Genomic DNA, 21,209 nt, shown 5'->3' on the forward strand with positions numbered 1-21,209 from the left:
CACAACTAAACTTGTCAATCAATTTGCTCGGTATTATGTAGCAGAATGCTATTGCTACCTTCTGCCTCCTACCTCCTGCCCCCTTCAACGAAGGGTATATTTATTTTCGTCATTTTGTACTAGGGCATTTTGCAGCATCTATTAATATTGTTTATAAGAGAGGATGGTTAATAAATGGTACGCATTAAAGCTGACGAAATCGATCGAGATAATTCCGTTGATAAAGTAGAGCAAATTCTGCAAGGTGCAATGCAAGAATTCCTTCAACATGGCTATGCTGGTACGAGCATGGATCGGGTAGCGGTAGCGGCAGGTGTTTCTAAAGCGACAGTCTACAGCCACTTTCAAGATAAAGAAGGACTTTTTAAAGTACTGTTAGAGCAACTAACAAGCAAAAAGAACAACTCTATTTTTGGCACAGAACCGATTGAGGGAGAACCAGCCACTATAGTGCGCCAAGTAATAACCAAAGCATTAGATCAGATGCTTAACGACAAAGAACATAGTGCATTTATGCGAGTCTTAATCGGGGAATCTGGGCGTTTTCCTGAGTTAGCTCAAATTTGTATTCGGGTGATGATTAAGCCAGTAGCGGAAACTCTCACTCACTACTTGGCGGCTCCAGAATTAAAGATACCTGACCCAGAGGCGACAGCGAGAATTATCTTAGGAGCATTAGTGCATTTTCATATTACTCAAAATGTGATGCATGGACAGGATATTATACCAATGGAAAGCGATCGCTTGATTGATGCCTTGACACACCTAATCGCAAAATGCGCCGATTGATTGGTTATATCCCGGCGCGTGGCGCTTGTTTGGTCGGAAATTCAAATTCACCTGGAGTAAGAGTTGACTGTTTTTTCCATAGAAGCTACAGTACTATCTCCGGCTTTTTTCGTTCCTTACAAGCTGCCACCAATACATCCTCTAGCGATCGCCAGATAACTAAGCAGGAATAACTTGAACAACTAGTGCGCGTTTATCCAGTGACTGGATTTTACCTACTTGACTGAGATCGTTTGCAATTCGGTCTAGCAGTTCTCCCGCTTTGTCACGATATTGATGTTCTCGGCCTCGTAAACGAATGGCAAACTTAACAGAATCGCCTTTACTCAACCACTGACCTGCTTGTTCGATGCGTAAATTGTAATCAGCTAAACCCACGTTTAGACCGAATCGAACTTCTTTTACCGTGGGTCTAGCACTCTGGCTCTGACGTTTTTTCTTTTGATACTGAAGCTTGCCATAGTTGAGAATCTTGGCGATTGGAGCGTCTTTACCTTGAGAGACTACAACTAAGTCAAGCTCTAAGCTTTCGGCTAGCTGTAACGCCTCATTGGTGTCGATCAGACCACGATTATTATTCTCATGGTCAATCAAGAAGACGCTAGGTGATTTGATTTGTGAATTAATCAGTTGCTTTTGGATTGCGATAATGAATTTCTCCCATTTGTTCAATACTTTGCTTTACAAGCAGGTAATGCCAATTTAACACAACACTGAATCAGAGCAACTTTAACAACACAATAGACGGCAATCTGATAGAATGAGGGACTGCGGCACTCGCTCTCAGTCTTTGCGCTACTGCCCATCCAGCTTTTCAATAATTTTTATCCGTCCGCCTAAGACTGACGCCATCATTGGCGACAGGCCGATGTTATTTTTGGAGTTTTATGTCTTTTTCCGATCTCGGCTTGTCCAATGAAATTATCCGTGCTGTTACCGAACGAGGGTACACGGAACCCACGCCAATCCAAATGCAGTCCATTCCTGCTGTCTTGTCGGGTAAAGATTTATTAGCTGGGGCACAAACTGGCACTGGAAAGACCGCTAGTTTTACACTGCCGCTCTTGCATCGATTGTCGTCTAATAAGAGCAAAGGTACGCCTAATGGATACCCACCAATCCGGGCATTGATTCTCACCCCGACTCGCGAACTCGCTGCCCAAGTGGAAGAAAGCGTGCGCGAGTATGGCAAGTACTTAAATCTTAACTCAATGGTGATGTTTGGCGGAGTCAGTATTAATCTGCAAAAACAGCGTTTGAGGAGTCGAGTGGATATTTTGGTCGCGACTCCAGGGCGACTGCTAGACCACGTACAGCAGGGTACGCTGAATTTATCGCAGATTGAGGTTTTAGTGCTGGATGAAGCCGATCGGATGCTGGATATGGGTTTTATTAATGATATCCGCCGCATCCTCTCACTCCTGCCCAAACAGCGACAGAATTTGCTATTTTTCGCTACTTTCTCAGACAAAATTAAGGCACTGGCCGCCGGATTGTTGAATAATCCGACAATGATTGAAGTGGCACGCCGCAACGTTACCGCCGACACGATCGCCCAGAAAGTTTACCAAGTAGACCGTGACAAAAAACGCCAATTACTTGCTCATCTGATTCGGCGAGATAATTGGTATCAAGTGCTAGTGTTCACTCGCACTAAGTATGGCGCTGACCGTTTGGTGAAGCAGTTGGGCGAAGACCGCATTCAAGCCTTGGCAATCCACGGTAATAAGAGCCAGCCGGTGCGTACTAACGCTCTGGCAAAGTTCAAAAATGGCACTTTACAAGTATTGGTGGCGACAGACATAGCTGCTAGGGGGCTTGACATCAGCGAACTGCCCCATGTTGTTAACTTTGATTTGCCCAATGTACCAGAAGATTATGTTCATCGTATTGGTCGCACCGGTCGCGCTGGCGCATCAGGTGAAGCTGTATCGCTAGTGTGCATCGATGAACAGCATCTATTGAAAGATATCGAAAAACTGATTGAGCAACGCTTGCCGAAGGAAGTGGTTGCTGGTTTTACGCCCAACCCCGATACCAACCCCGAACCAATTGCAAATGTACGGCAACAGAGAGCCAAGCCCGGAAGTGAGAAGCGTCCGGCTCATACTCCTAAACCTTTACCACAGACATCGGCTAAACGTAAAGCAGCGCCACCTGCGACCAATGGCGAGAAACCTGGCGCTCGTTCATCTGGATCGCGCCGTTCTGCTAAACGCGATCGCTAACATTTGTTAGCTGTTCAATAGATTGATTTTTCACGGATTCTGGAAAACATTCAATGTAATATCTGTCACATACAGTTGTCGGAATGCAGTTAACAGTGTCATAAACAAAAGGTGAAGGTTAACCTGTAGGGTATAACTTACCTTAGAGTTGCTTGACCTCTAGCTTCGATGGATCTATCACACTCATGACTGAACTGACGCTACGCCTACAAGAGGGAGATACCGAGACAACGATCGTAGTTGACCAAGATGTATTTACAATTGGTCGTTTGCCGGAATGTAATTTGTACTTACCTTTTGGTGGAGTATCCCGCAACCATGCTCGCCTGGTAAAAACGGCTGACGGTGTGTGGACTATTGAGGATCTGGGCAGCAAAAACGGGACGCAAGTCAATAAATATCTGGTTAACTATCCCCAAGAGTTACATCACGGCGATATCGTTTGGCTGGGCAATGTTAGCCTGGTAGTGCTGCTCACAACCCCTGTTTCTCAACCGACACCAGAGTATGCCGGAATTTCGGACATTAATGAGCAAAGAACCATCCTTCATAATGTCGAACAATTACAACAGCAATGGATTGCAGCTGATAGTAAAGATGGCAACATCAGCAATAAGGACAAAACCATTGCCCGTCTCAAAGACTTAGTGGACATAGCGAAAAATCTTTGTGCAGCCGCGTCTATAGAAGAGATTTTTTCTCAGGTGCAGCAAGTAGTTTTTCGTTACCTTGATAGTATCGATCGCTTGGCATTATTAATTGATGTCAATGGTTGTGGCCAGTTAGAATTAATGAATGCTGCCACTAGAAATATTTCTCAACAGAAACATCTTCCCTCTGATGGTAGTTGGATTAGTCGTAGTATCTGTCAAAAAGTATTTGATGAAAAAGTAGTCATTCAAACCGGTGATACTCATCAGGATGAACGGTTTGCTAGCGAACAGAGTATTTTGGTCAAAGGTATTCGTAGCGCGATGGCGGTGCCTTTATGGGATGAAAATAAAGTTGTGGGCGTACTGTATGCCGATGCCAATTTTTCTTCTTACCATTGGGCAAATGAAGGTGAGGAAGAATTAAGCTTTTTTTCAGCTTTAGCAAATCTTGTAGCTTCTAGCGTGCAGCGTTGGTTATTAGTAGAGAAACTCAAAACTGAAGAGATGATTCGTCACCGACTAGAACGTTATCATTCTCCAGCAGTTGTACAGCAGTTGATATCTGTAGGCGGATTACCAGGTGGTCGTTTAGCTCCCGCTGAGAGCGAAATCAGTATTTTGTTTGCTGATTTAGTTGGCTTTACGGCAATTTCTGAAAGGTTAACACCAACAGCGATCGCTCAACTATTAAATAATTTATTTGAAGAAATGCTAAAAGAAGTGTTTGGTTGCGGCGGCACTTTAGATAAATATATTGGTGATTGTATTATGGCATTTTTTGGCGCTCCAGAACCGCAAGCAGATCATGCCGATCGCGCTGTTACTGCTGCCAAGGGAATGCTCAATCGTCTCGAACATCTGAATGCCAATGGTTTTTGGCTCGAACCCCTGCAATTACGGATTGCGATTAATAGCGGTAAAGCAGTGGTGGGAGATGTCGGTAGTTCCCAAAGGGTAGATTATACGGCATTAGGCGCAACAATTAATCTTGCTGCTCGGATGGAAGCAGTTTGTCCGCCTAGTGAATGCGTGATTAGTGAAGCCACCCATAAAATGCTTTCAGAACCCTCTGACTTTCAAGAAATGGGAGATTATCGTTTCAAAGGTATTGAGCGATTAGTTAAGGTTTATCAGACAAATTTGCAACCAGTGCCAACAATTATTAGTTATTAACCCAAGTTGGGTATTACGCGGCTTGGATTACTAGATAAAGATTGTTTTTATGCAACTTCACATAAAATTGGTATTACACCTATTTACCTCAAAAACCATCTCTTGATATTTATCCCAAAGACTTACCTGCTCTACCTCCTGCTGTTTTTTAATTCCGTCGAACTCACGTTAATTTAGAGTGTTACAATCAAAAAGTTAAGCAACTTAATCTTTACATTTCCTTACTATACTATGAGTAAATACATGAATGTTGAAGATGTATTTAGACACTACGCCTCAGGAGAAAGAGACTTTTCTGGAGTCAATTTAAAAGGCTGCACTCTGTGCAAATGCAATCTTAGTGGTGCCAACCTAGAGCAATCTAATTTGATAGCAACCAATATGAATGCTGTCAATCTTAGTTATGCTAATTTGTGTAGTACTGATTTGACTCATGCCGATTTAAGGAATGCAAATATGACTCGTGCAGATTTATTAGGTGCGAATTTAACTGGTGCGGATATGAATTGTGCCAATTTAACTGGTGCCGATTTAACTGGTTCCAGCTTGAGCAATGCCAATCTTATAAATGCTAATTTAACTGATGCTATCGTTATTTGTGTTTATTTAGATGGTACAGATTTAACTAATGCCGATTTAGCTGATGCTACTCTATTTGATTCTTATATAAATAATGTTAAGCCAAATGCTCTTAACTTATTAGACGCTATCTTTTTATTAGATACTACTAATAAACAAGGTACCCATTTACATAATACCACTACACCATACGGTAACATCATTTTTGATAGCATTTATTTGAACTAGTGGTATGAAAATTTCAGGTGATGTTTTTGGGCTTTCTGTTACGACCACAAGCGATCGCTCATTTATCAATCTGGAACAGAGGTGCGTGAAAGTCGGTCTACTAACTTTTAGGTCTAGTGAATGTGATGCAATATTCTGCATATCGTTAAAATATAAAGAAGATGAAAAATCGCCTAGTTAAATTGATTGATACAATTCTCCTACTTAAGCGTGCAGTTATTGAATCAGTCAACGACCATCTCAAAAACCTCTGTCAAATAGAACATTCTCGACATCGAAGTATTTTCAATTTTTTAGTCAATTTAATGGCTGGTTTGGCTGCTTACACCTATTTACCTCAAAAACCATCTCTTGATATTTATCCCAAAGACTTACTTGCTCTACCTCCTGCTGTTTTTTAATTCCGTCGAACTCATGTTACGTTAGCGAGTCATCGAGCGTCATTACAAATTACCTGACTGTGCCAGCACTAAAAATTTGCTCTGCGGTCAAATCTAACTCTGGAAATGTTGGCGACTGAATACGGTCATTTCCTCGAAATTTACTAACGCGATACTCACCTTCTTCTAAACAGCAAACCAAAATAGTCGGTTGTTTGGGCTTGCCAATAAATTCTCTACCGCCCAATGCAGCATAATCTACAATCCAGTATTCAGGAATTCCCATTTCTTCATAATCAGCATATTTTTTCAGATAATCATCACGCCAGTTTGTACTTACCACCTCAATTACTAAAGGAATTGATGCTGCTTGAGTAACAGTTGATTCTTTTTTCCACCGAGGTTCATTAACTAAATTAGGCTGATTTAGTATCAGGACATCTGGGGAATAAGCAGATTCGTTCTCAACTGGTTTAATGAATACTGTTTTAGGGATGAAATAGCGAAGATTTAAGCGACTATATTCTAAAGTAATTTTTGTGGCTAAAAATCCAATAACCTCTTCATGGTCGCCTGTTGGTGGTGGCATTTCTACTACTACTCCATCATATAATTCGTAACGTTGTCCTGTGTTATCTGGATATTTAGCAACGAATTCATCGAATGTAACTACTTTGCGTAAGACTTGAGTCATGGCTTGATTCCTCAATTGTGCAAATTATAGCAACTTTACTTCTATTGAATTCATCAATATTAATACTTATTATTTGGTATATTTTATTTCAAAAATAATTGCAAAATTGTAATATTTAGCAACCAATTCTGGGTTATAAGACTAGAATTTGGGTGTAGCTTCCAGAATTGATCTGTGTAACACTAGGAAGCCTACCGAAGCTATTTTTTAACGGGAGGTCAGGTAATGGCGATCGCCACCATTAATCCCGCCACTGGGGAGACGCTCAAAACCTTTGAGGCGCTCAATGATGCAGAAATTGCCGCTAAACTCGATTTAGCCGAGCGGACTTTTGAACAGTATCGTCAGACTAGTTTCTCTGAACGATCGCACTGGCTGCAAAAAGCTGCCGATATTTTAGAGCAAGACAAAGCAGAATTTGCTAAGTTAATGACTCTAGAAATGGGTAAACCATTTAAAGCTGCGATCGCAGAAGTCGAAAAATGCGCCCTCGTCTGTCGCTACTATGCCGAACACGCCCCTGATTTCTTGGCTGATGTCAGTGTAAAAACTGATGCCAGCCAGAGTTTTGTACGTTATCAACCAATGGGTGCGATTCTCGCGGTGATGCCGTGGAATTTCCCCTTCTGGCAAGTTTTTCGTTTTGCCGCACCAGCCCTGATGGCGGGGAATGTCGGCTTACTCAAACATGCTTCCAACGTGCCGCAGTGCGCCTTGGCAATTGAAGATATTATTCGACGGGCAGGTTTTCCTGAAGGTGCGTTTCAAACTCTATTAATAGGCGCTGCCAAAGTTGCCGATTTAATGGCTGATGACCGCGTAAAAGCTGCTACCTTGACCGGAAGTGAACCAGCAGGTGCATCCCTCGCCGTCGCCGCTGGCAAACAAATTAAAAAAACAGTTTTGGAATTAGGAGGAAGTGACCCGTTTATTGTGTTAGAAAGTGCTGACTTAGAGACAGCAGTTGTCACAGCTACTACAGCGCGGATGTTAAATAACGGGCAATCATGTATTGCAGCGAAACGTTTTATTGTCGCAGATGCGATCGCAGACAAATTTGAAAAATTGCTTTTAGAAAAATTCGAGGCGCTGAAAGTAGGCGATCCCATGCAACCAGATACCGATTTAGGGCCACTGGCAACACCTGGTATTCTCCAGGATTTAGACCAACAAGTGCAAGGTGCTATTAGCAGCGGTGGTAAAGTCCTCACCGGTGGACATCCTTTATCAGATCGTCCTGGAAACTTTTATCCGCCAACGATTATCATAGATATCCCCACCGACACACCAATCGCCAAAGAAGAATTCTTTGGCCCGGTAGCCTTATTATTCCGGGTTCCAGATATTGATGCTGCCATTAAACTCGCTAATGACTCGCCTTTTGGCTTAGGTGCAAGTGCTTGGACAACCAACGACCAAGAGAGCGATCGCTTAGTTGAAGAAATCGAAGCAGGTGCCGTGTTTATTAACAGTATGGTCAAATCCGATCCTCGGTTGCCCTTTGGTGGCATCAAGCGTTCTGGATATGGCAGAGAATTGAGTATCCAAGGTATACATGAGTTTGTCAATGTTAAAACCGTGTGGGTTAAATGATTAGTCGTCATTAGTCATTGGTCAAAGAACAAAGGACAAATGACTAATGACAAAGAACAAAAGTCTTATTCGTTAATAGAGTTGTCGGAAAATAAAATGAATACAGCAGAATTATTGGTGCAGTGCCTAGAAAATGAAGGAGTGCAATATATTTTTGGACTCCCTGGTGAAGAAAACCTGCACGTTTTGGAAGCGTTAAAACATTCTTCGATTAAATTTATTACGACTCGTCATGAACAGGGTGCAGCATTCATGGCCGATGTCTACGGACGCTTAACCGGAAAAGCCGGAGTATGCCTTTCTACTCTTGGCCCTGGGGCAACCAACTTGATGACTGGGGTAGCAGATGCTAACCTCGATGGTGCGCCGTTGGTGGCGATTACCGGTCAAGTGGGAACAGATAGAATGCATATTGAATCCCATCAATATTTAGACTTAGTGGCAATGTTTGCACCTGTTACCAAGTGGAATAAGCAGATTGTGCGACCGAGTATTACACCAGAAGTAGTGCGGAAAGCATTTAAGCGATCGCAATCTGAAAAACCTGGTGCGGTTCACATCGATTTGCCAGAAAATATTGCTGCCATGCCCGTCGAAGGCAAACCTTTGCGTAAGGATAATAGCGAAAAAACCTATGCATCTTTTGCTAGCATTCGGGCAGCAGCCGCCGCAATTTGCCAAGCAGTTAACCCATTAATCTTAGTCGGAAATGGGGCAATTCGCGCTCATGCAAGTGATGCTGTAACACAATTTGCTACCTTACTGAATATACCTGTTGCCAATACTTTTATGGGTAAAGGCGTGATTCCCTACACACATCAATTAGCTTTGTGGTCAGTGGGATTACAGCAAAGAGACTTTATTACCTGTGCTTTTGATAACACAGATTTAGTAATTGCGATCGGCTATGATTTGATTGAGTTTTCTCCCAAGAAATGGAATCGTAATGGTGAAATTCCCATTGTGCATATTGGGGTAAGTCCGGCGGAAATTGATAGTAGTTATATTCCTAACGCCGAAGTCGTGGGAGATATTTCAGATTCCCTCTATGAAATTTTAAAATTAGCAGATAGACAAGGCAAACCCGATCCTTTTGCTATTAGCTTAAGGTCAGAAATTCGGGCTGATTACGAACAGTATGCTCATGATGACGGATTTCCGATTAAGCCGCAAAAGTTAATTTATGACTTACGCCAAGTGATGGGCCCAGATGATATCGTCATCTCTGATGTTGGCGCACATAAAATGTGGATGGCTCGTCATTATCATTGCCATAGTCCCAATACTTGCATAATTTCCAACGGCTTCGCAGCTATGGGTATTGCTATTCCTGGCGCTTTAGCAGCAAAACTGGTTCATCCTAAGCGCAAAGTCGTTGCTGTCACGGGTGATGGCGGCTTTATGATGAATTCTCAGGAATTAGAAACAGCCTTGCGTGTCGGTACGCCCTTTGTCACGATAATTTTCAATGATGGTGGCTATGGGTTAATTGAGTGGAAGCAAGAAAATCAATTTGGTAAAGGAAACTCATCCTTTGTGCATTTTAGCAATCCTGATTTTGTGAAATTAGCCGAAAGCATGGGTTTAAAAGGCTACCGAGTTGAATCAGCTTTAGATTTGATTCCCACTTTGAAAGAAGCCCTCGCTCAAGATGTACCTGCGGTGATAGATTGTCCCGTAGATTATCGGGAGAATCACCGCTTTAGTCAAAAAGCCGGCGAGTTGACTTGTGCGTTGTAAAAACTAGAGACGCGATGAATCGCGTCTGTACAAGAGTTAGGAGTTAGGAGTTAGGAATAAATAACTCCTTATTAATTTTTGCTCCTTTAGTGTTTTGGTAGAGTACATTACACCAAAGGCTAACGCATCGCTTTACTTCAATTCATTTATAGACCTATTTCTTCTCTTTCTCTGCGTCCTTAACGTCCTTGGCGGTTCGTAAAAAAACCACGAAGCTCAGAGGTTCATTCACAATGAGTTAGAAGTTATTAACTCTAACTCATTACTGATTTTTACTCCTAATTAATTGTCTTTTGGTCAAAATTTATGCTTTCTTGCTTTTGGGCAATGTCTTCTACTGGTTTGCATTGCCTTTTGTCAATATCTGACTTAATAATGAGTCCCTTAGTATTGAGCGCTATTTCAACTTGGTATTGACCATTGACCATATTAATAGCGGCGTAAGTTACTGTACCAAACATCATCACTCCGCAAAGTGATAAGGTGATTTGCAGAATTCCCAGTTCTCGTTTCATTTTCAGAGCCATTAATTCCTTACATTCTCATTGCAACTTGCTGCTGGCTGAGAACTGAGTTGAGAAACAGTCACCGATTAGACAAGTTTTAGTTGATTATCGGTTAAGTTCAGGATGACTATAATTTCTAGAGTGCAAGACGTTATGACTAAACAGCTTTGCTATTTAGCTAGTAGAAAAATCTGATATACTCACAGCAGTTTCTCAATGAGGAATGATGGCGCGATCGCTCCGAGTAGCCTTAGAGTATATTGAAAAAGTCAAGTCAGCACTTGGGCGTAACGGCTATCCTAGCCAGCAATCATTGGCTAGTGATGCAGGAATTAGTTTATCCACAGTCAAAAGCTTTCTCACTGGTAAAGCTGTTGACTACCTGAATTTCGTAGAACTTAGCGGTAAGTTAAGACTTGACTGGCAAGACATTGTATACAAAGAACCAGAAACTCAACCGCCGAAACCCCAGCCAACTAACGGGGAAGCATCACCCTTCATCACTGGCGCACCCATCACCCAGCCGCGTCACTTCTTTGGACGCGAAAAAGAATTAAAGCGCCTCTTCAACTTACTCAAACGCCATCCTCTACAAAACGCCGCCATTATCGGCAAAAAGCGTAGCGGTAAAACATCCTTACTGCACTATCTCAAAAATATCACCACCACTCCAGCAGAACAACTGCGTCCTACTCAAAAATCTGACTGGCTACCGCATCCAGAAAATTACCGTTGGATTTTCGTAGACTTGCAAGATGCACGAATGCAAAGTCGAGAAGGACTGCTAAAGTACATCCTAGAATCACTGAAGATGCAAGTGCCGACACCTTGCGATTTAGACCATTTCATGGATGTAGTCAGCGATAATTTGCATTCTCCCACAGTCATCTTATTGGATGAGATTTGTGTTGGATTGCAACGCTGTCCAGAATTAGATGATTGTTTTTGGGAAAGTTTGCGGTCTTTGGCGACTAACCATACAGGGGGTAATCTAGCATTTGTCTTGGCTACCTCTAAATCACTGATTGACCTAGCGCAAAATACAGGACGCAGTTCACCCTTTTTCAATATTTTCAGCTACATCGCATATCTGGAAGCATTGACTGAGATAGAAGCGCGGGAATTGATTGTAAGTTCGCCTATTCCTTTTACTGATGAGGACATAGAGTGGATTTTGACACAAAGTTGCTGCTGGCCAATGTTGTTGCAAATTCTGTGTAGAGAAAGATTATTTAACTTAGAAGAAGGGGAGAATGATGATAATTGGTGTGAGGAAGGATTACGACAAATGAAACCATTTTCTGATTTATTAGATTCATAATTGGCAGAGTAACCATGAAAGCACACCGAATTGAAACAAAATTAACTAAAAATGTAACCTTGATTCTTGAAGATTTACCCTTACAGTCAGACGAAGCTGTAGAAATTCTAATCTTAGAACGTTCCTCCCAACCTTCAGACTCTAACCCTTATCCTTTACAAGGAAAGGTTATTCATTCATTACAATGAACCAATCGAGCCTGTTCCATAGAGCATTGGGAAGTGCTGTAATGACTGCGTTTGCAATGACAACAATATCTTCAATATCTTTACTATTAACCTAAGCAGGCAAATTATGCCTTCTCAAAACTCACCCATTAATTACGCTGAAATCTACACCCATGCACCTAAACCACACTCTAATTTGATCGTAGGTGGTTTGCAACTGTTGTTTTGGCTATTCTTTCGTCCTGTAGCTTGGTATCAGCACACAGAACATATTAGAGATGAGATTAACTCTTTAGCAGACTTAAATAAACCATCTGTATGGCGGCCAGTGCTACAAGGGTATTTTATTGTACCTTTCTGGGCTAATTTTATCCTTGGTTTAGTACTTTGGGGATTAGGTCAGCCATTACCAAACATTTCCTCTATTGTGGCCTCAAGCTTAGGATGTTGTGTAGCATTAAGCGTGGCGTATGGTGTGGCGGAAGGAGTGGCGAAAGGTGTAGCCTTTGGCGTGACGAAAGGCGTAGGCTTTGGCGTGGCGAAAGGCGTTGCCTTTGGCATAGCGTTAGGCATAGCGTTAGGTGTGGCGTTTGGCGTTGCTTTTGGTGTGGCGAAAGGCGTTGCTTTTGCTGTGGCCTTTGGCGTGGCGTTAGGCGTGGCGTTAGGCGTGGCGAAAGGCGTGGCCTTTGGCGTTGCGTTGGGTGTGGCGGAAGGCGTGGCGTATGGCGTGGTGTATGGCGTGGCTTTAGGCGTGGCATTTGGTGTGGTGTTTGGCGTTGCGTATGGCGTGGCGTTGGGCGTGGTGTATGGCGTGGTCTTTGGCATAGCATTTGGTGTCGTGTATGGTGTGGCCTTTGGCGTGGCATTTGGTGTGGCAGAAGGTGTAGCGTTGGGCGTGGCAGAAGGTGTGGCCTTTGGCGTGGCCTTTGGCGTGGCCTTTGACGTGGTGTATGGCGTGGTGTATGGCGTGGTGTATGGCGTGGCGTATGGTATGGCCTTTGGCGTGGCCTTTGGCGTGGCTTTGGGCGTGGCCTTTGGTGTGGCCTTTGGTGTAGCAGAAAAAATTGATAATGAATACTTCAGTACACTGATAATAGTAGGCTTGTTCTTTGGTATACCAGGAGGTCTAGGCTTTGGTGTAGCTGGTGGTTTGGTAAATGGTGTAGCCTCAGGTGTTGTATATGGTGTTACTTTTGCTGTGCTGTTCTTTCTAGGTATCACTATCAACTTATGGCGACCAATAGTTTTATACCCATTAATCCAATTATGGAATTTAGCACTTTATCAATTGCAAAAAAACCACATCAACCAGCTTTATATTTTATTAAGATTGTCTAATATATTATCTTATCGAATTAACCAAAGTCGCACCAATGAGACATTTCTAGAGTCAATCTTACGTTTTCCTTATGAATTTATTGATAAAAGTAAAGATGAGTATTCAAGTTCATTGCGTTATCATTCAGTCTTTTGGGATCAATGTCAGCGACTACCTTTATATGGTTTAGATAAGTACTTACTTCTAGTCATAGAACATAACCCAAACGAGGGTGAAGCAGCCATTGATTATCTCAATGGAAGTCCCCAAGATTGGGCTGTTCAAATTTGCAAAGATGCACTGAGCCTAAGAAACTGTGGTGAGGTAGAAGCTATACGTCAGGTTCATCGCACCATAGAAATTGATGAATTAGGCAACTCAATTAATTCTGTGTTACATATCTTTACTCGCATCAGTCAGGATGTAAATGCAGCATTAGAACAAAGAAGTAATTATAACCAACGTATAGCTCTTAAAGCTGTAGCAGAAAAGCTAAATGGACAGTTAGAAAACTTCAATAGAAGTCATAATAAATACGCTTTTCTATTCCTCCCTTTTGCTAAAAAATGGCTAGATATAATCAACAAATATATAGAAGAATTGGCTATCAAAGTTGAACAAAACAAAGAAATTGACAACCCTTATATTATTGGTGTACCACTCACACTAGAACAAGAAATTTTCACGGGGCGTGATGACATTGGCTTACGCATTGAACAGTTACTTTTAGACCACCGTCGTCCACCTTTACTACTCTATGGTCAACGACGTATGGGTAAAACTTCTCTGCTCAACAATATAAGAAAGTTACTACCTAATACCATCATTCCCATGTTTGTGGACTTGCAAGGCGCACCTTCATCAGCTAGTGACCATACAGGTTTTCTCTACAACCTGGCTAGAGATATGGAGAAGTCAGCGAAAAAGCAAGGTGTAATTCTACCGTCCCTAACCCGCGAAGTGTTAAAATCTGACCCCTTCACTTATTTTTATGAATGGCTAGATAAAGTAGAACAAGCTCTAGAACAAAATACCGCCTTACTAGCGCTAGATGAATTCGAGGTGCTAGACAGTGCCATAGCCAAAGGTCGCTTTGATGAACAGGATGTTTTGGGAATGCTGCGTCACCTCATTCAACATCGTCCCCGATTCAAGGTTTTACTCGCTGGCTCTCATACTATCGAAGAATATCAGCGCTGGGCTAGTTATCTGATTAATGTCCAAGTAGTACATATCTCATACCTCAAAGAAGCGGAAGCACGACAATTAATTGAATATCCCGTCAAAGATTTTACTCTCCGCTATGAACCCAATGCCGTTGAGCGAGTGCTACAACTCACCCGTTGTCATCCATTTTTAGTACAACTACTCTGTGCAGAAATTATTGTCCTCAAAAACGAACAAGACCCCTCTATTCGGCGATTGGCAACTTTAGCTGATGTGGAAGCCGCGATCCCAGAAGCTTTGCAAAGTGGTGGATTTTTCTTTGCTGACATTCAAAACAACCAAGTAGACGCTACCGGACAGGCTATTCTACGTTTTATCGGCGCTCAAGGAGAAGGGGCTATAGTCAGCCGCCAAACTCTATTGCAACAGTTCCCCGATGCTGATATTACTTTCAACTTGCTGTTGCAACGTGAGTTAATTGAGGAAATTGATGACGGCTATGGCTTCCAGGTGGAGTTAATTCGCCGCTGGTTTATTTGAATCGTGTCCAGTAAAGTTAACTGATGACAAATACTACTTGCGCTGGCGTAATTGATCTACTATATATTCTTCTAGTTCTTGTTTTTCTCTGTTACTAGCATTTCGTTGATAAGTTCTTCCGGTTTCTTGAATAAACCGACGTTTCTCGCTGGGAGAAGATTTGAGCTTACCTCCATTTCCTTGCAGCTTTTCCTGTAATTCTTCCCAAGTCTTTTCACCCACACTTTCACCTAGTTTGACGAGTGCCTTTGGGAGTAACATTTTTGCCTCTCGTTGAAAATCTTCCTCTGTTTCAAGGGAAGCTAAATCTATATTGCTGAAGTCGATATCGATTTGAAACTTACTCATAGAATTGTATTTATTTTGTTTACAATTATTACCCAAATCGAGGAAAGATGGGTTTTCAACTTTCAATTACGATCCCAATATAGTATGATTGTACTGTTTAATATTGGTAACTGAAGTTGAAAATATCAATTCCGAAAGTTGATTGAATACTTCCGGTAGTATAGCCTTACTTAATCATTCATCACAAGATTCTCGACTTATTGAAACAAGTCGTAAATCTCAGCCTTTTGGTTTTCATTTATAAAAGAAGATTGCTATATATTCAAAAAGAATACACATAATTAATGACCGTACAACTAAGTTAGCAATATTAGAAATGCTATCTTAAAGGCAAGGTCATTTGCTCAGTTTTTGAGGATAATACCATGACTACAACGCTCAAAGAGCCTAATTCTATTGAGTCATTGCTAGGTAAAGAGGCAGAAGACCTGCTTACTCACAAAGCAAAAGTTTCTCGTGATTTAATACATTTGCCGGGACCAGACTTTGTAGATCGAATCTGGCTTAACAGCGATCGCAATCCTCAAGTATTGCGTAATCTCCATCTACTTTATTCTACTGGTCGTCTGGCAAACACAGGTTATCTCTCGATTTTACCAGTAGACCAAGGGATTGAACACTCAGCAGGTGCGTCTTTTGCGCCCAATCCGATTTACTTTGACCCGGAAAATATTGTTAAGCTAGCGATCGCCGCAGATTGCAATGCGGTTGCTACCACTTTGGGAACATTAGGCATCGTATCACGGAAATATGCCCACAAAATTCCCTTTATTGCCAAAATCAACCATAACGAATTGCTGACTTTCCCCAATCAATTTGACCAGGTGTTGTTTGCGGATGTGGAACAAGCTTGGAATTTAGGGGCGGCGGCGATAGGTGCGACAATTTACTTTGGTTCGGAGAATTCTACCAGACAAATTCAAGAAATCAGCAAAGCTTTTAAACGCGCCCATGAATTAGGGATGGCGACTATTCTCTGGTGCTATCTGCGGAATAACGCCTTTAAACAAGATAAAGATTACCACCTTGCAGCCGACCTCACCGGACAGGCTAATCATTTGGGTGTAACCATTGAAGCCGACATCATTAAACAAAAGTTACCCGAAAATAACAATGGTTACGGTGCAGTTGCCAAAGCCAGTGGTAAGAGTTACGGCAAAACCGATGAGCGGGTTTACACAGAACTGACAACCGATCACCCAATTGATTTAACTCGCTACCAAGTACTGAATTGCTACTCTGGGCGTGTGGGGTTGATTAATTCTGGTGGCGCAACTGGTAAAAATGATTTCGCCGAAGCAGTACGCACCGCCGTAATCAACAAACGCGCTGGTGGTTCAGGATTAATTTCTGGGCGAAAGACGTTCCAGCGTCCCTTTGAGGAAGGTGTGAAGCTATTTCATACCATTCAAGATGTTTACTTGTCGCCGGATGTGACGATCGCTTAGGGAGTGGGGAGTGGGGAGTTACGAGTGGGGAGTTAGGAGTTAGGAATTAGGAGTTAGGAGTTATAACAATTCTTTCCCCCATGCCCAATGCCCCATTCCCCATTTTTATCTAACGTTTCGCAGTAAGAAATCTGGCTGACCACAACTTTTTTGCGATCGCTTCAAAATTTCAGCGCTACAAATACCAGGTTCGCCGTTTTTGGAATAACAAAAGAAGACTTCTTGCAAAAATCTTCCTGAACCAGAACAAAAAGGTGTTATACCATCAGCAGTAATTTGATTATTCGCACTCACAAATGAATTTTTAAAATTTGTCATTGTGGTACGCACGGGTTTCGGAGGACGATTATAAGCTGCGGGAATAGCGATCGCATTTTTTAATTTTTTACTCAATGCCAAGTATTCCGCAGGAGTTTTCCCCGAACAAGTACCATGTTTTTCCCATTCATGATCGTAAAGTTTATTACTAGGATACAAATTGGGAAACCGTCGCTTTACTTCCGACGGTAATTTTTGCGTGGAACAATTAGCAGGATAACCAGTTTGGTACTGCGGCCACAAACCATGTAGTACAAAACCGAGTTTCCTTCCAGCACTGCACTGCTGTGGGTCACGAGTACCATTTTTTGCACAATAATCCGGCGACCACGAAAGTGTCAGTACATAAAAATCAAATTTACCTGGAGTACCGCGATTTTGAGCAATGGCAGCATTAGGTATAAAAAGACTAGTAATTAGCAGAGAAGATGCAATTAAAAGTTTCTTAATCTGCATAAAAACATTTAGTTTCCACTAAAAATAAAGTTATATACGATACATTGTTTAGAGTCAATAATCAAACTGCTTTGCGGAGTCATTTGTCATTTTTCCTTTGTCATTAGTTATTTCTTATTCTCCCCTGCTCCTCTGCCCCTCTGCCTCCCCTGCTCCCTCATCTCCCCGATTATCAACGAATTCAGAAAAAGCAAATCTTGGTAGGGATTCTGGGATATCCTTAGATAAGTGAAAGATTTGCCAAAAATAGTAAGAATGAAGCTGGCAGCAAGAGTAAGTCAGGTAACACCTTCATTAACCTTAGCGATCGCAGCCAAGGCTAAGGCACTGAAGGCGGAAGGAATAGATGTTTGTAGTTTTAGCGCTGGAGAACCAGATTTTGATACCCCGGCGCATATTAAAGCCGCAGCAGTCAAAGCTTTGGATGAAGGCAAAACCAAATATGGTGCAGCAGCCGGAGAACCAAAGTTAAGGGAAGCGATCGCCCGTAAGCTTAAAATTGATAATGGTCTTGATTACAAGTCGGAAAATGTCATCGTCACCAATGGCGGTAAGCATTCTCTGTACAACTTGATGGTGGCATTGATCGATCCAGGCGATCGGGTAATTATCCCTGCACCCTACTGGCTAAGTTATCCCGAAATGGTGACTTTGGTCGGTGGAGTCCCGGTAATTGTGCCTACAGATGCAACGACAGGTTATAAAATTACTCCCGAACAACTCCGTAAAAAAATCACGCCAAAGACGAAGTTATTTATCCTCAACTCCCCATCTAATCCTACAGGGATGGTGTACACGCCAGATGAAATCAAAGCACTGGCGCAGGTAGTAGTTGATGCAGATATCTTTGTTGTCTCTGATGAGATTTACGAAAAGATTCTCTACGACGGTGCAGAACATATCAGCATCGGTTCTCTAGGGAAGGAAATTTTTGACCGCACTTTGATTAGTAATGGGTTTGCGAAAGCTTATTCCATGACTGGGTGGCGTCTCGGCTATTTAGCGGGGCCTGTGGAAATCATTAAAGCAGCGAGTTCCATCCAAGGGCATAGTACATCTAACGTATGTACCTTTGCCCAATATGGTGCGATCGCGGCTTTGGAAAGTCCTCAAGATTGTGTCGAAGAAATGCGCCAAGCCTTCGCCAAACGACGACAGGTAATGCTAGACAGACTCAACGCCATTCCCGGTTTGAATACCGCAAAACCAGATGGCGCTTTTTATCTGTTCCCTGATATCAGCAAAACCGGTCTAAAATCCCTAGAATTTTGTGACGCTTTGCTGGAAGAACATCAAGTTGCTGTCATTCCCGGAATTGCTTTTGGCGCCGATGACAACATTCGCCTTTCCTACGCCACAGATATGGCGACGATTGAAAAGGGAATGGATAGATTAGAGAAATTTGTCAAGTCGCGTATTTAGTTGGTTGTGATTTGTCAGTTGTCACTTGTACTGAGCGTCTTGCCCTGAGCGAAGCCGAAGGGAGCCGAAGTATTTGTCATTTGTGAGGAGAATTTATCAACTCTCCAACTTTTTAACTCCACCTTTTCGACTCAGAACTGGTGGAGTTCATTTTTAAACCTCAAGTTTCATGTTCTGAAGTTCAAGTTTCGTGTTCTGAAGTTCAAGTTCAAGACGTTTTTAGTAAAACATCACTTGTTTCATTGGCTCTATGTCATCTAAAGATAACTCACGGGATTCAAGATAATATAAGATTGCTTCAATAGGATCTCGTTTTTCGATTGGATAATACCTTTGCTCGTATGCTTTCGCAAGCGTAGTTAAAACTTCCAAGCGGTCAAACTCTGGTGTATTGAGTTCTGCATCAAACAATCTTTCAATTTCATCAAGTGCAGCACGATAATCAGCTTCGGTGTGAATAAGATGGGTTTCAAGCATAGATATTACTTCCTCAAATACTTATTGCATCTACGTTGTCGTATTCTTTAAAGAATTATGCCCGCCGAAGGCAATTATGTTACCAACATCACCGAATATGAACAAAATATACGAAATAACTTTGTCTCTTCATTCATAAAATAATGAAAAGTTTGATACCGTCAAAAGTTTTGATTCAACTTTTGGGTTGATATTTTTAGATTAGGTAACAATCGGGGAGAACTAGGGGAGTAGTGAGTTGCAGTAAGTTTTTCCCCTCTGCCCCTCCGCCCCTCTGCCTCTTTCCATGCGCCCTCACCTTTACATCAACTGCATCTCCTGCAACCCCTGGCGTAGTCTCTTCGCCTCTTCGGGATTATACCTTTCGTGAAGGGCGATCGCTTTTTTAAAAGCTGCTAAACTATCTTGATGATTGCCAATTTTCAGCAACACTACCCCTAAATTTTGATATGCTTCGGCATAGTTGGGATTTAAGGTAATTGCATGTTGATAATATACGATCGCATCTGCAAATAAGCCCAAAGCCTTAAATGTCATCGCCAAATTATAATGTCCAAAAACAAAAGTGGGATCGATTTTCAAAGCTGTGGCATAAGCAGTTTTCGCACCGTTGAAATCTCCTGCTGCTTTGAGTAAGTTACCCAAGTTGTTGTATGCTCCTAGTTTGAGCATGGGATAAATTGGCAATTTGATGGCAGCTTGATAGTGAGAAATCGCCTGTGGGGATTTTTGCAACCGACTGTAGGCAATGCCTAAATGATAGTGGAGTTCATATAAAATATCGTAGTTGTCTTCAGCAACGGTGATTCCTCGTCTGAGCAAATCCATACCTTGAGAAATTTTCCCAGTTTGCACATACAACGCCCCTAATTTACTGCAAACATAGGGATCGTTGGGATGAGTTGCGAGAAACCCTTCCATCGCCGTAGCGGCTTTGGCATATTTGTTATTTTGAGCGATCGCACTTTTTTGATATCCTGTGTGTACAAGTGCAACCCCAGGTAAATAACCTATTTGCCAGTGGGGTTCTTTGGCTAAAATTTCTGACACACTATCATCTACCAAGGCATGGTAAGGACGGTCAAAACGAATATCTGGATGATTGCGGAATAGCCTGGAAACCAGAGAATAGGGAGATTGTTCTGCACCAACTTCCTGACGGACGAGGTTGATGAGCAAATATTCATCTCTTGCGATCGCCTCTCGCAACTGCGGTACAATTGCTGGAGTTAGAGTTTCATCAGCATCTAATACCAAAATCCAATCACCAGTGACATATTTGAGAGCTGCATTGCGGGCAGCACTGAAATCATTACACCATTTAAAATGATGGACTTTTGCACCGAGTTGTTGGGCAATATTGGGAGTGCGATCGATTGAGCCTGTATCCAAGACTATCATTTCATCCACTACTTTTCTCACACTGCTCAGGCATTTAGGCAGTGTTGCTGCTTCGTTTTTCACAATCATGCATAGACTCAAACTCATAATTTAAAACTTGGGAGTGGGGAGTAGTGAATAGAGGGATAAGGGAGATGAGAAAGCAACATCTTTACTTCCTATTCCCTTTAACAGTGATAGACTCTGCATAGTGGAAAATTTGCCTCAATTGTGAAATGTTACAATCAAGGCTTTTCTATAGAGCATAAACACTGACAGATGGT

General features: G+C 42.1%; 19 protein-coding genes and 1 pseudogene. 13 read left to right on the forward strand and 7 right to left on the reverse strand.

Features of this window, described 5'->3' with window-relative positions:
- The first annotated feature begins 174 nt into the window (after positions 1 to 174).
- Complete coding sequence (locus V7K53_RS20625) at positions 175 to 789, forward strand: TetR/AcrR family transcriptional regulator (RefSeq protein ID WP_335199348.1); 615 nt, start codon at positions 175 to 177, stop codon at positions 787 to 789.
- On the forward strand, positions 777 to 962 hold the full coding sequence (locus V7K53_RS20630; RefSeq protein ID WP_335199350.1) for a hypothetical protein: 186 nt from the start codon (positions 777 to 779) through the stop codon (positions 960 to 962). Before V7K53_RS20625 ends, V7K53_RS20630 begins: the two co-directional genes overlap by 13 nt.
- Here the strand turns inward: V7K53_RS20630 and infC are convergent.
- Positions 949 to 1,461 carry a translation initiation factor IF-3 gene (infC, locus tag V7K53_RS20635; RefSeq protein WP_289798351.1) on the reverse strand — a complete coding sequence of 171 codons (513 nt, stop codon included), beginning with the start codon at positions 1,459 to 1,461 and terminating at the stop codon, positions 949 to 951. The two genes, V7K53_RS20630 and infC, sit on opposite strands and share 14 nt — an antisense overlap.
- Before the next feature lie 215 nt (positions 1,462 to 1,676).
- Here infC and V7K53_RS20640 point away from each other — a divergent pair, with 215 nt between their 5' ends.
- From V7K53_RS20640 to V7K53_RS20655, 4 genes and pseudogenes are all read left to right on the forward strand, one after another.
- Positions 1,677 to 3,017, forward strand: a complete 1,341-nt coding sequence (locus tag V7K53_RS20640) for a DEAD/DEAH box helicase (protein ID WP_335199352.1) — start codon at positions 1,677 to 1,679, stop codon at positions 3,015 to 3,017.
- A gap of 185 nt (positions 3,018 to 3,202) precedes the next feature.
- Entirely contained in the window at positions 3,203 to 4,843 is a 1,641-nt protein-coding gene (locus tag V7K53_RS20645) for an adenylate/guanylate cyclase domain-containing protein (RefSeq protein WP_335199353.1), read from the forward strand.
- 243 nt (positions 4,844 to 5,086) lie between these two features.
- Positions 5,087 to 5,650, forward strand: a complete 564-nt coding sequence (locus V7K53_RS20650; protein WP_335199354.1) for a pentapeptide repeat-containing protein — start codon at positions 5,087 to 5,089, stop codon at positions 5,648 to 5,650.
- A gap of 161 nt (positions 5,651 to 5,811) precedes the next feature.
- Positions 5,812 to 6,051, forward strand: a pseudogene (locus V7K53_RS20655) (transposase); the annotation flags it as partial.
- A 49-nt stretch (positions 6,052 to 6,100) separates the two neighbouring features.
- Here V7K53_RS20655 and V7K53_RS20660 read toward each other — a convergent pair.
- Complete coding sequence (locus V7K53_RS20660; RefSeq protein WP_335199355.1) at positions 6,101 to 6,724, reverse strand: Uma2 family endonuclease; 624 nt, start codon at positions 6,722 to 6,724, stop codon at positions 6,101 to 6,103.
- A 225-nt stretch (positions 6,725 to 6,949) separates the two neighbouring features.
- Here V7K53_RS20660 and V7K53_RS20665 point away from each other — a divergent pair, with 225 nt between their 5' ends.
- Both V7K53_RS20665 and V7K53_RS20670 read left to right on the forward strand, forming a co-directional pair.
- Entirely contained in the window at positions 6,950 to 8,317 is a 1,368-nt protein-coding gene (locus V7K53_RS20665) for an NAD-dependent succinate-semialdehyde dehydrogenase (RefSeq protein WP_335199356.1), read from the forward strand.
- A 96-nt stretch (positions 8,318 to 8,413) separates the two neighbouring features.
- Positions 8,414 to 10,057: an acetolactate synthase large subunit gene (locus V7K53_RS20670; RefSeq protein ID WP_335199504.1), complete on the forward strand. Its 1,644-nt coding sequence runs from the start codon at positions 8,414 to 8,416 to the stop codon at positions 10,055 to 10,057.
- 278 nt (positions 10,058 to 10,335) lie between these two features.
- Here V7K53_RS20670 and V7K53_RS20675 read toward each other — a convergent pair whose 3' ends face one another.
- Entirely contained in the window at positions 10,336 to 10,584 is a 249-nt protein-coding gene (locus V7K53_RS20675) for a hypothetical protein (RefSeq protein ID WP_335199357.1), read from the reverse strand.
- A 202-nt stretch (positions 10,585 to 10,786) separates the two neighbouring features.
- Here V7K53_RS20675 and V7K53_RS20680 point away from each other — a divergent pair, with 202 nt between their 5' ends.
- The 3 genes from V7K53_RS20680 (at position 10,787) to V7K53_RS20690 (ending at position 15,076) form a co-directional block, all read left to right on the forward strand.
- Entirely contained in the window at positions 10,787 to 11,884 is a 1,098-nt protein-coding gene (locus V7K53_RS20680; RefSeq protein WP_335199358.1) for an ATP-binding protein, read from the forward strand.
- Between the two features lie 14 nt (positions 11,885 to 11,898).
- A complete protein-coding gene (locus tag V7K53_RS20685) occupies positions 11,899 to 12,072 on the forward strand; it encodes a hypothetical protein (RefSeq protein ID WP_335199359.1) in 174 nt (57 codons plus the stop codon).
- Positions 12,073 to 12,178: 106 nt separating this feature from the next.
- A complete protein-coding gene (locus tag V7K53_RS20690) occupies positions 12,179 to 15,076 on the forward strand; it encodes an AAA family ATPase (protein ID WP_335199360.1) in 2,898 nt (965 codons plus the stop codon).
- 33 nt (positions 15,077 to 15,109) lie between these two features.
- Here the strand turns inward: V7K53_RS20690 and V7K53_RS20695 are convergent, their stop codons facing one another.
- Positions 15,110 to 15,424 carry a hypothetical protein gene (locus V7K53_RS20695; RefSeq protein ID WP_335199361.1) on the reverse strand — a complete coding sequence of 105 codons (315 nt, stop codon included), beginning with the start codon at positions 15,422 to 15,424 and terminating at the stop codon, positions 15,110 to 15,112.
- A 365-nt stretch (positions 15,425 to 15,789) separates the two neighbouring features.
- Here V7K53_RS20695 and V7K53_RS20700 point away from each other — a divergent pair, with 365 nt between their 5' ends.
- Positions 15,790 to 16,872 carry a class I fructose-bisphosphate aldolase gene (locus V7K53_RS20700; RefSeq protein WP_335199362.1) on the forward strand — a complete coding sequence of 361 codons (1,083 nt, stop codon included), beginning with the start codon at positions 15,790 to 15,792 and terminating at the stop codon, positions 16,870 to 16,872.
- Between the two features lie 105 nt (positions 16,873 to 16,977).
- Here the strand turns inward: V7K53_RS20700 and V7K53_RS20705 are convergent, their stop codons facing one another.
- Positions 16,978 to 17,646, reverse strand: a complete 669-nt coding sequence (locus V7K53_RS20705) for a ribonuclease T2 family protein (protein WP_335199364.1) — start codon at positions 17,644 to 17,646, stop codon at positions 16,978 to 16,980.
- 255 nt (positions 17,647 to 17,901) lie between these two features.
- Between V7K53_RS20705 and V7K53_RS20710 the strand changes: the two genes are divergently transcribed.
- Complete coding sequence (locus tag V7K53_RS20710) at positions 17,902 to 19,068, forward strand: pyridoxal phosphate-dependent aminotransferase (protein WP_335199367.1); 1,167 nt, start codon at positions 17,902 to 17,904, stop codon at positions 19,066 to 19,068.
- A gap of 219 nt (positions 19,069 to 19,287) precedes the next feature.
- Here V7K53_RS20710 and V7K53_RS20715 read toward each other — a convergent pair whose 3' ends face one another.
- Together V7K53_RS20715 and V7K53_RS20720 are read right to left on the reverse strand one after the other, a co-directional pair.
- Entirely contained in the window at positions 19,288 to 19,545 is a 258-nt protein-coding gene (locus tag V7K53_RS20715) for a helix-turn-helix domain-containing protein (protein ID WP_335199368.1), read from the reverse strand.
- Between the two features lie 300 nt (positions 19,546 to 19,845).
- Positions 19,846 to 21,033, reverse strand: coding sequence for a tetratricopeptide repeat protein (locus V7K53_RS20720; protein WP_335199369.1), 1,188 nt, complete (start codon positions 21,031 to 21,033; stop codon positions 19,846 to 19,848).
- Positions 21,034 to 21,209 lie beyond the last annotated feature (176 nt).

This window comes from Nostoc sp., assembly GCF_036917355.1.
Classification (GTDB): Bacteria; Cyanobacteriota; Cyanobacteriia; order Cyanobacteriales; family Nostocaceae; genus Nostoc.

Excerpts from the sequence above, each read along its gene's own strand:
- V7K53_RS20625 (WP_335199348.1), top strand. The coding sequence starts at position 175 with ATGGTACGCATTAAAGCTGACGAAATCGATCGAGATAATTCCGTTGAT.
- V7K53_RS20630 (WP_335199350.1), top strand. The coding sequence starts at position 777 with ATGCGCCGATTGATTGGTTATATCCCGGCGCGTGGCGCTTGTTTGGTC.
- V7K53_RS20640 (WP_335199352.1), top strand. The coding sequence starts at position 1,677 with ATGTCTTTTTCCGATCTCGGCTTGTCCAATGAAATTATCCGTGCTGTT.
- V7K53_RS20645 (WP_335199353.1), top strand. The coding sequence starts at position 3,203 with ATGACTGAACTGACGCTACGCCTACAAGAGGGAGATACCGAGACAACG.
- V7K53_RS20650 (WP_335199354.1), top strand. The coding sequence starts at position 5,087 with ATGAATGTTGAAGATGTATTTAGACACTACGCCTCAGGAGAAAGAGAC.
- V7K53_RS20660 (WP_335199355.1), bottom strand. The coding sequence starts at position 6,724 with ATGACTCAAGTCTTACGCAAAGTAGTTACATTCGATGAATTCGTTGCT.
- V7K53_RS20665 (WP_335199356.1), top strand. The coding sequence starts at position 6,950 with ATGGCGATCGCCACCATTAATCCCGCCACTGGGGAGACGCTCAAAACC.
- V7K53_RS20670 (WP_335199504.1), top strand. The coding sequence starts at position 8,414 with ATGAATACAGCAGAATTATTGGTGCAGTGCCTAGAAAATGAAGGAGTG.
- V7K53_RS20675 (WP_335199357.1), bottom strand. The coding sequence starts at position 10,584 with ATGGCTCTGAAAATGAAACGAGAACTGGGAATTCTGCAAATCACCTTA.
- V7K53_RS20680 (WP_335199358.1), top strand. The coding sequence starts at position 10,787 with ATGATGGCGCGATCGCTCCGAGTAGCCTTAGAGTATATTGAAAAAGTC.
- V7K53_RS20685 (WP_335199359.1), top strand. The coding sequence starts at position 11,899 with ATGAAAGCACACCGAATTGAAACAAAATTAACTAAAAATGTAACCTTG.
- V7K53_RS20690 (WP_335199360.1), top strand. The coding sequence starts at position 12,179 with ATGCCTTCTCAAAACTCACCCATTAATTACGCTGAAATCTACACCCAT.
- V7K53_RS20695 (WP_335199361.1), bottom strand. The coding sequence starts at position 15,424 with ATGAGTAAGTTTCAAATCGATATCGACTTCAGCAATATAGATTTAGCT.
- V7K53_RS20700 (WP_335199362.1), top strand. The coding sequence starts at position 15,790 with ATGACTACAACGCTCAAAGAGCCTAATTCTATTGAGTCATTGCTAGGT.
- V7K53_RS20705 (WP_335199364.1), bottom strand. The coding sequence starts at position 17,646 with ATGCAGATTAAGAAACTTTTAATTGCATCTTCTCTGCTAATTACTAGT.
- V7K53_RS20710 (WP_335199367.1), top strand. The coding sequence starts at position 17,902 with ATGAAGCTGGCAGCAAGAGTAAGTCAGGTAACACCTTCATTAACCTTA.
- V7K53_RS20715 (WP_335199368.1), bottom strand. The coding sequence starts at position 19,545 with ATGCTTGAAACCCATCTTATTCACACCGAAGCTGATTATCGTGCTGCA.
- V7K53_RS20720 (WP_335199369.1), bottom strand. The coding sequence starts at position 21,033 with ATGAGTTTGAGTCTATGCATGATTGTGAAAAACGAAGCAGCAACACTG.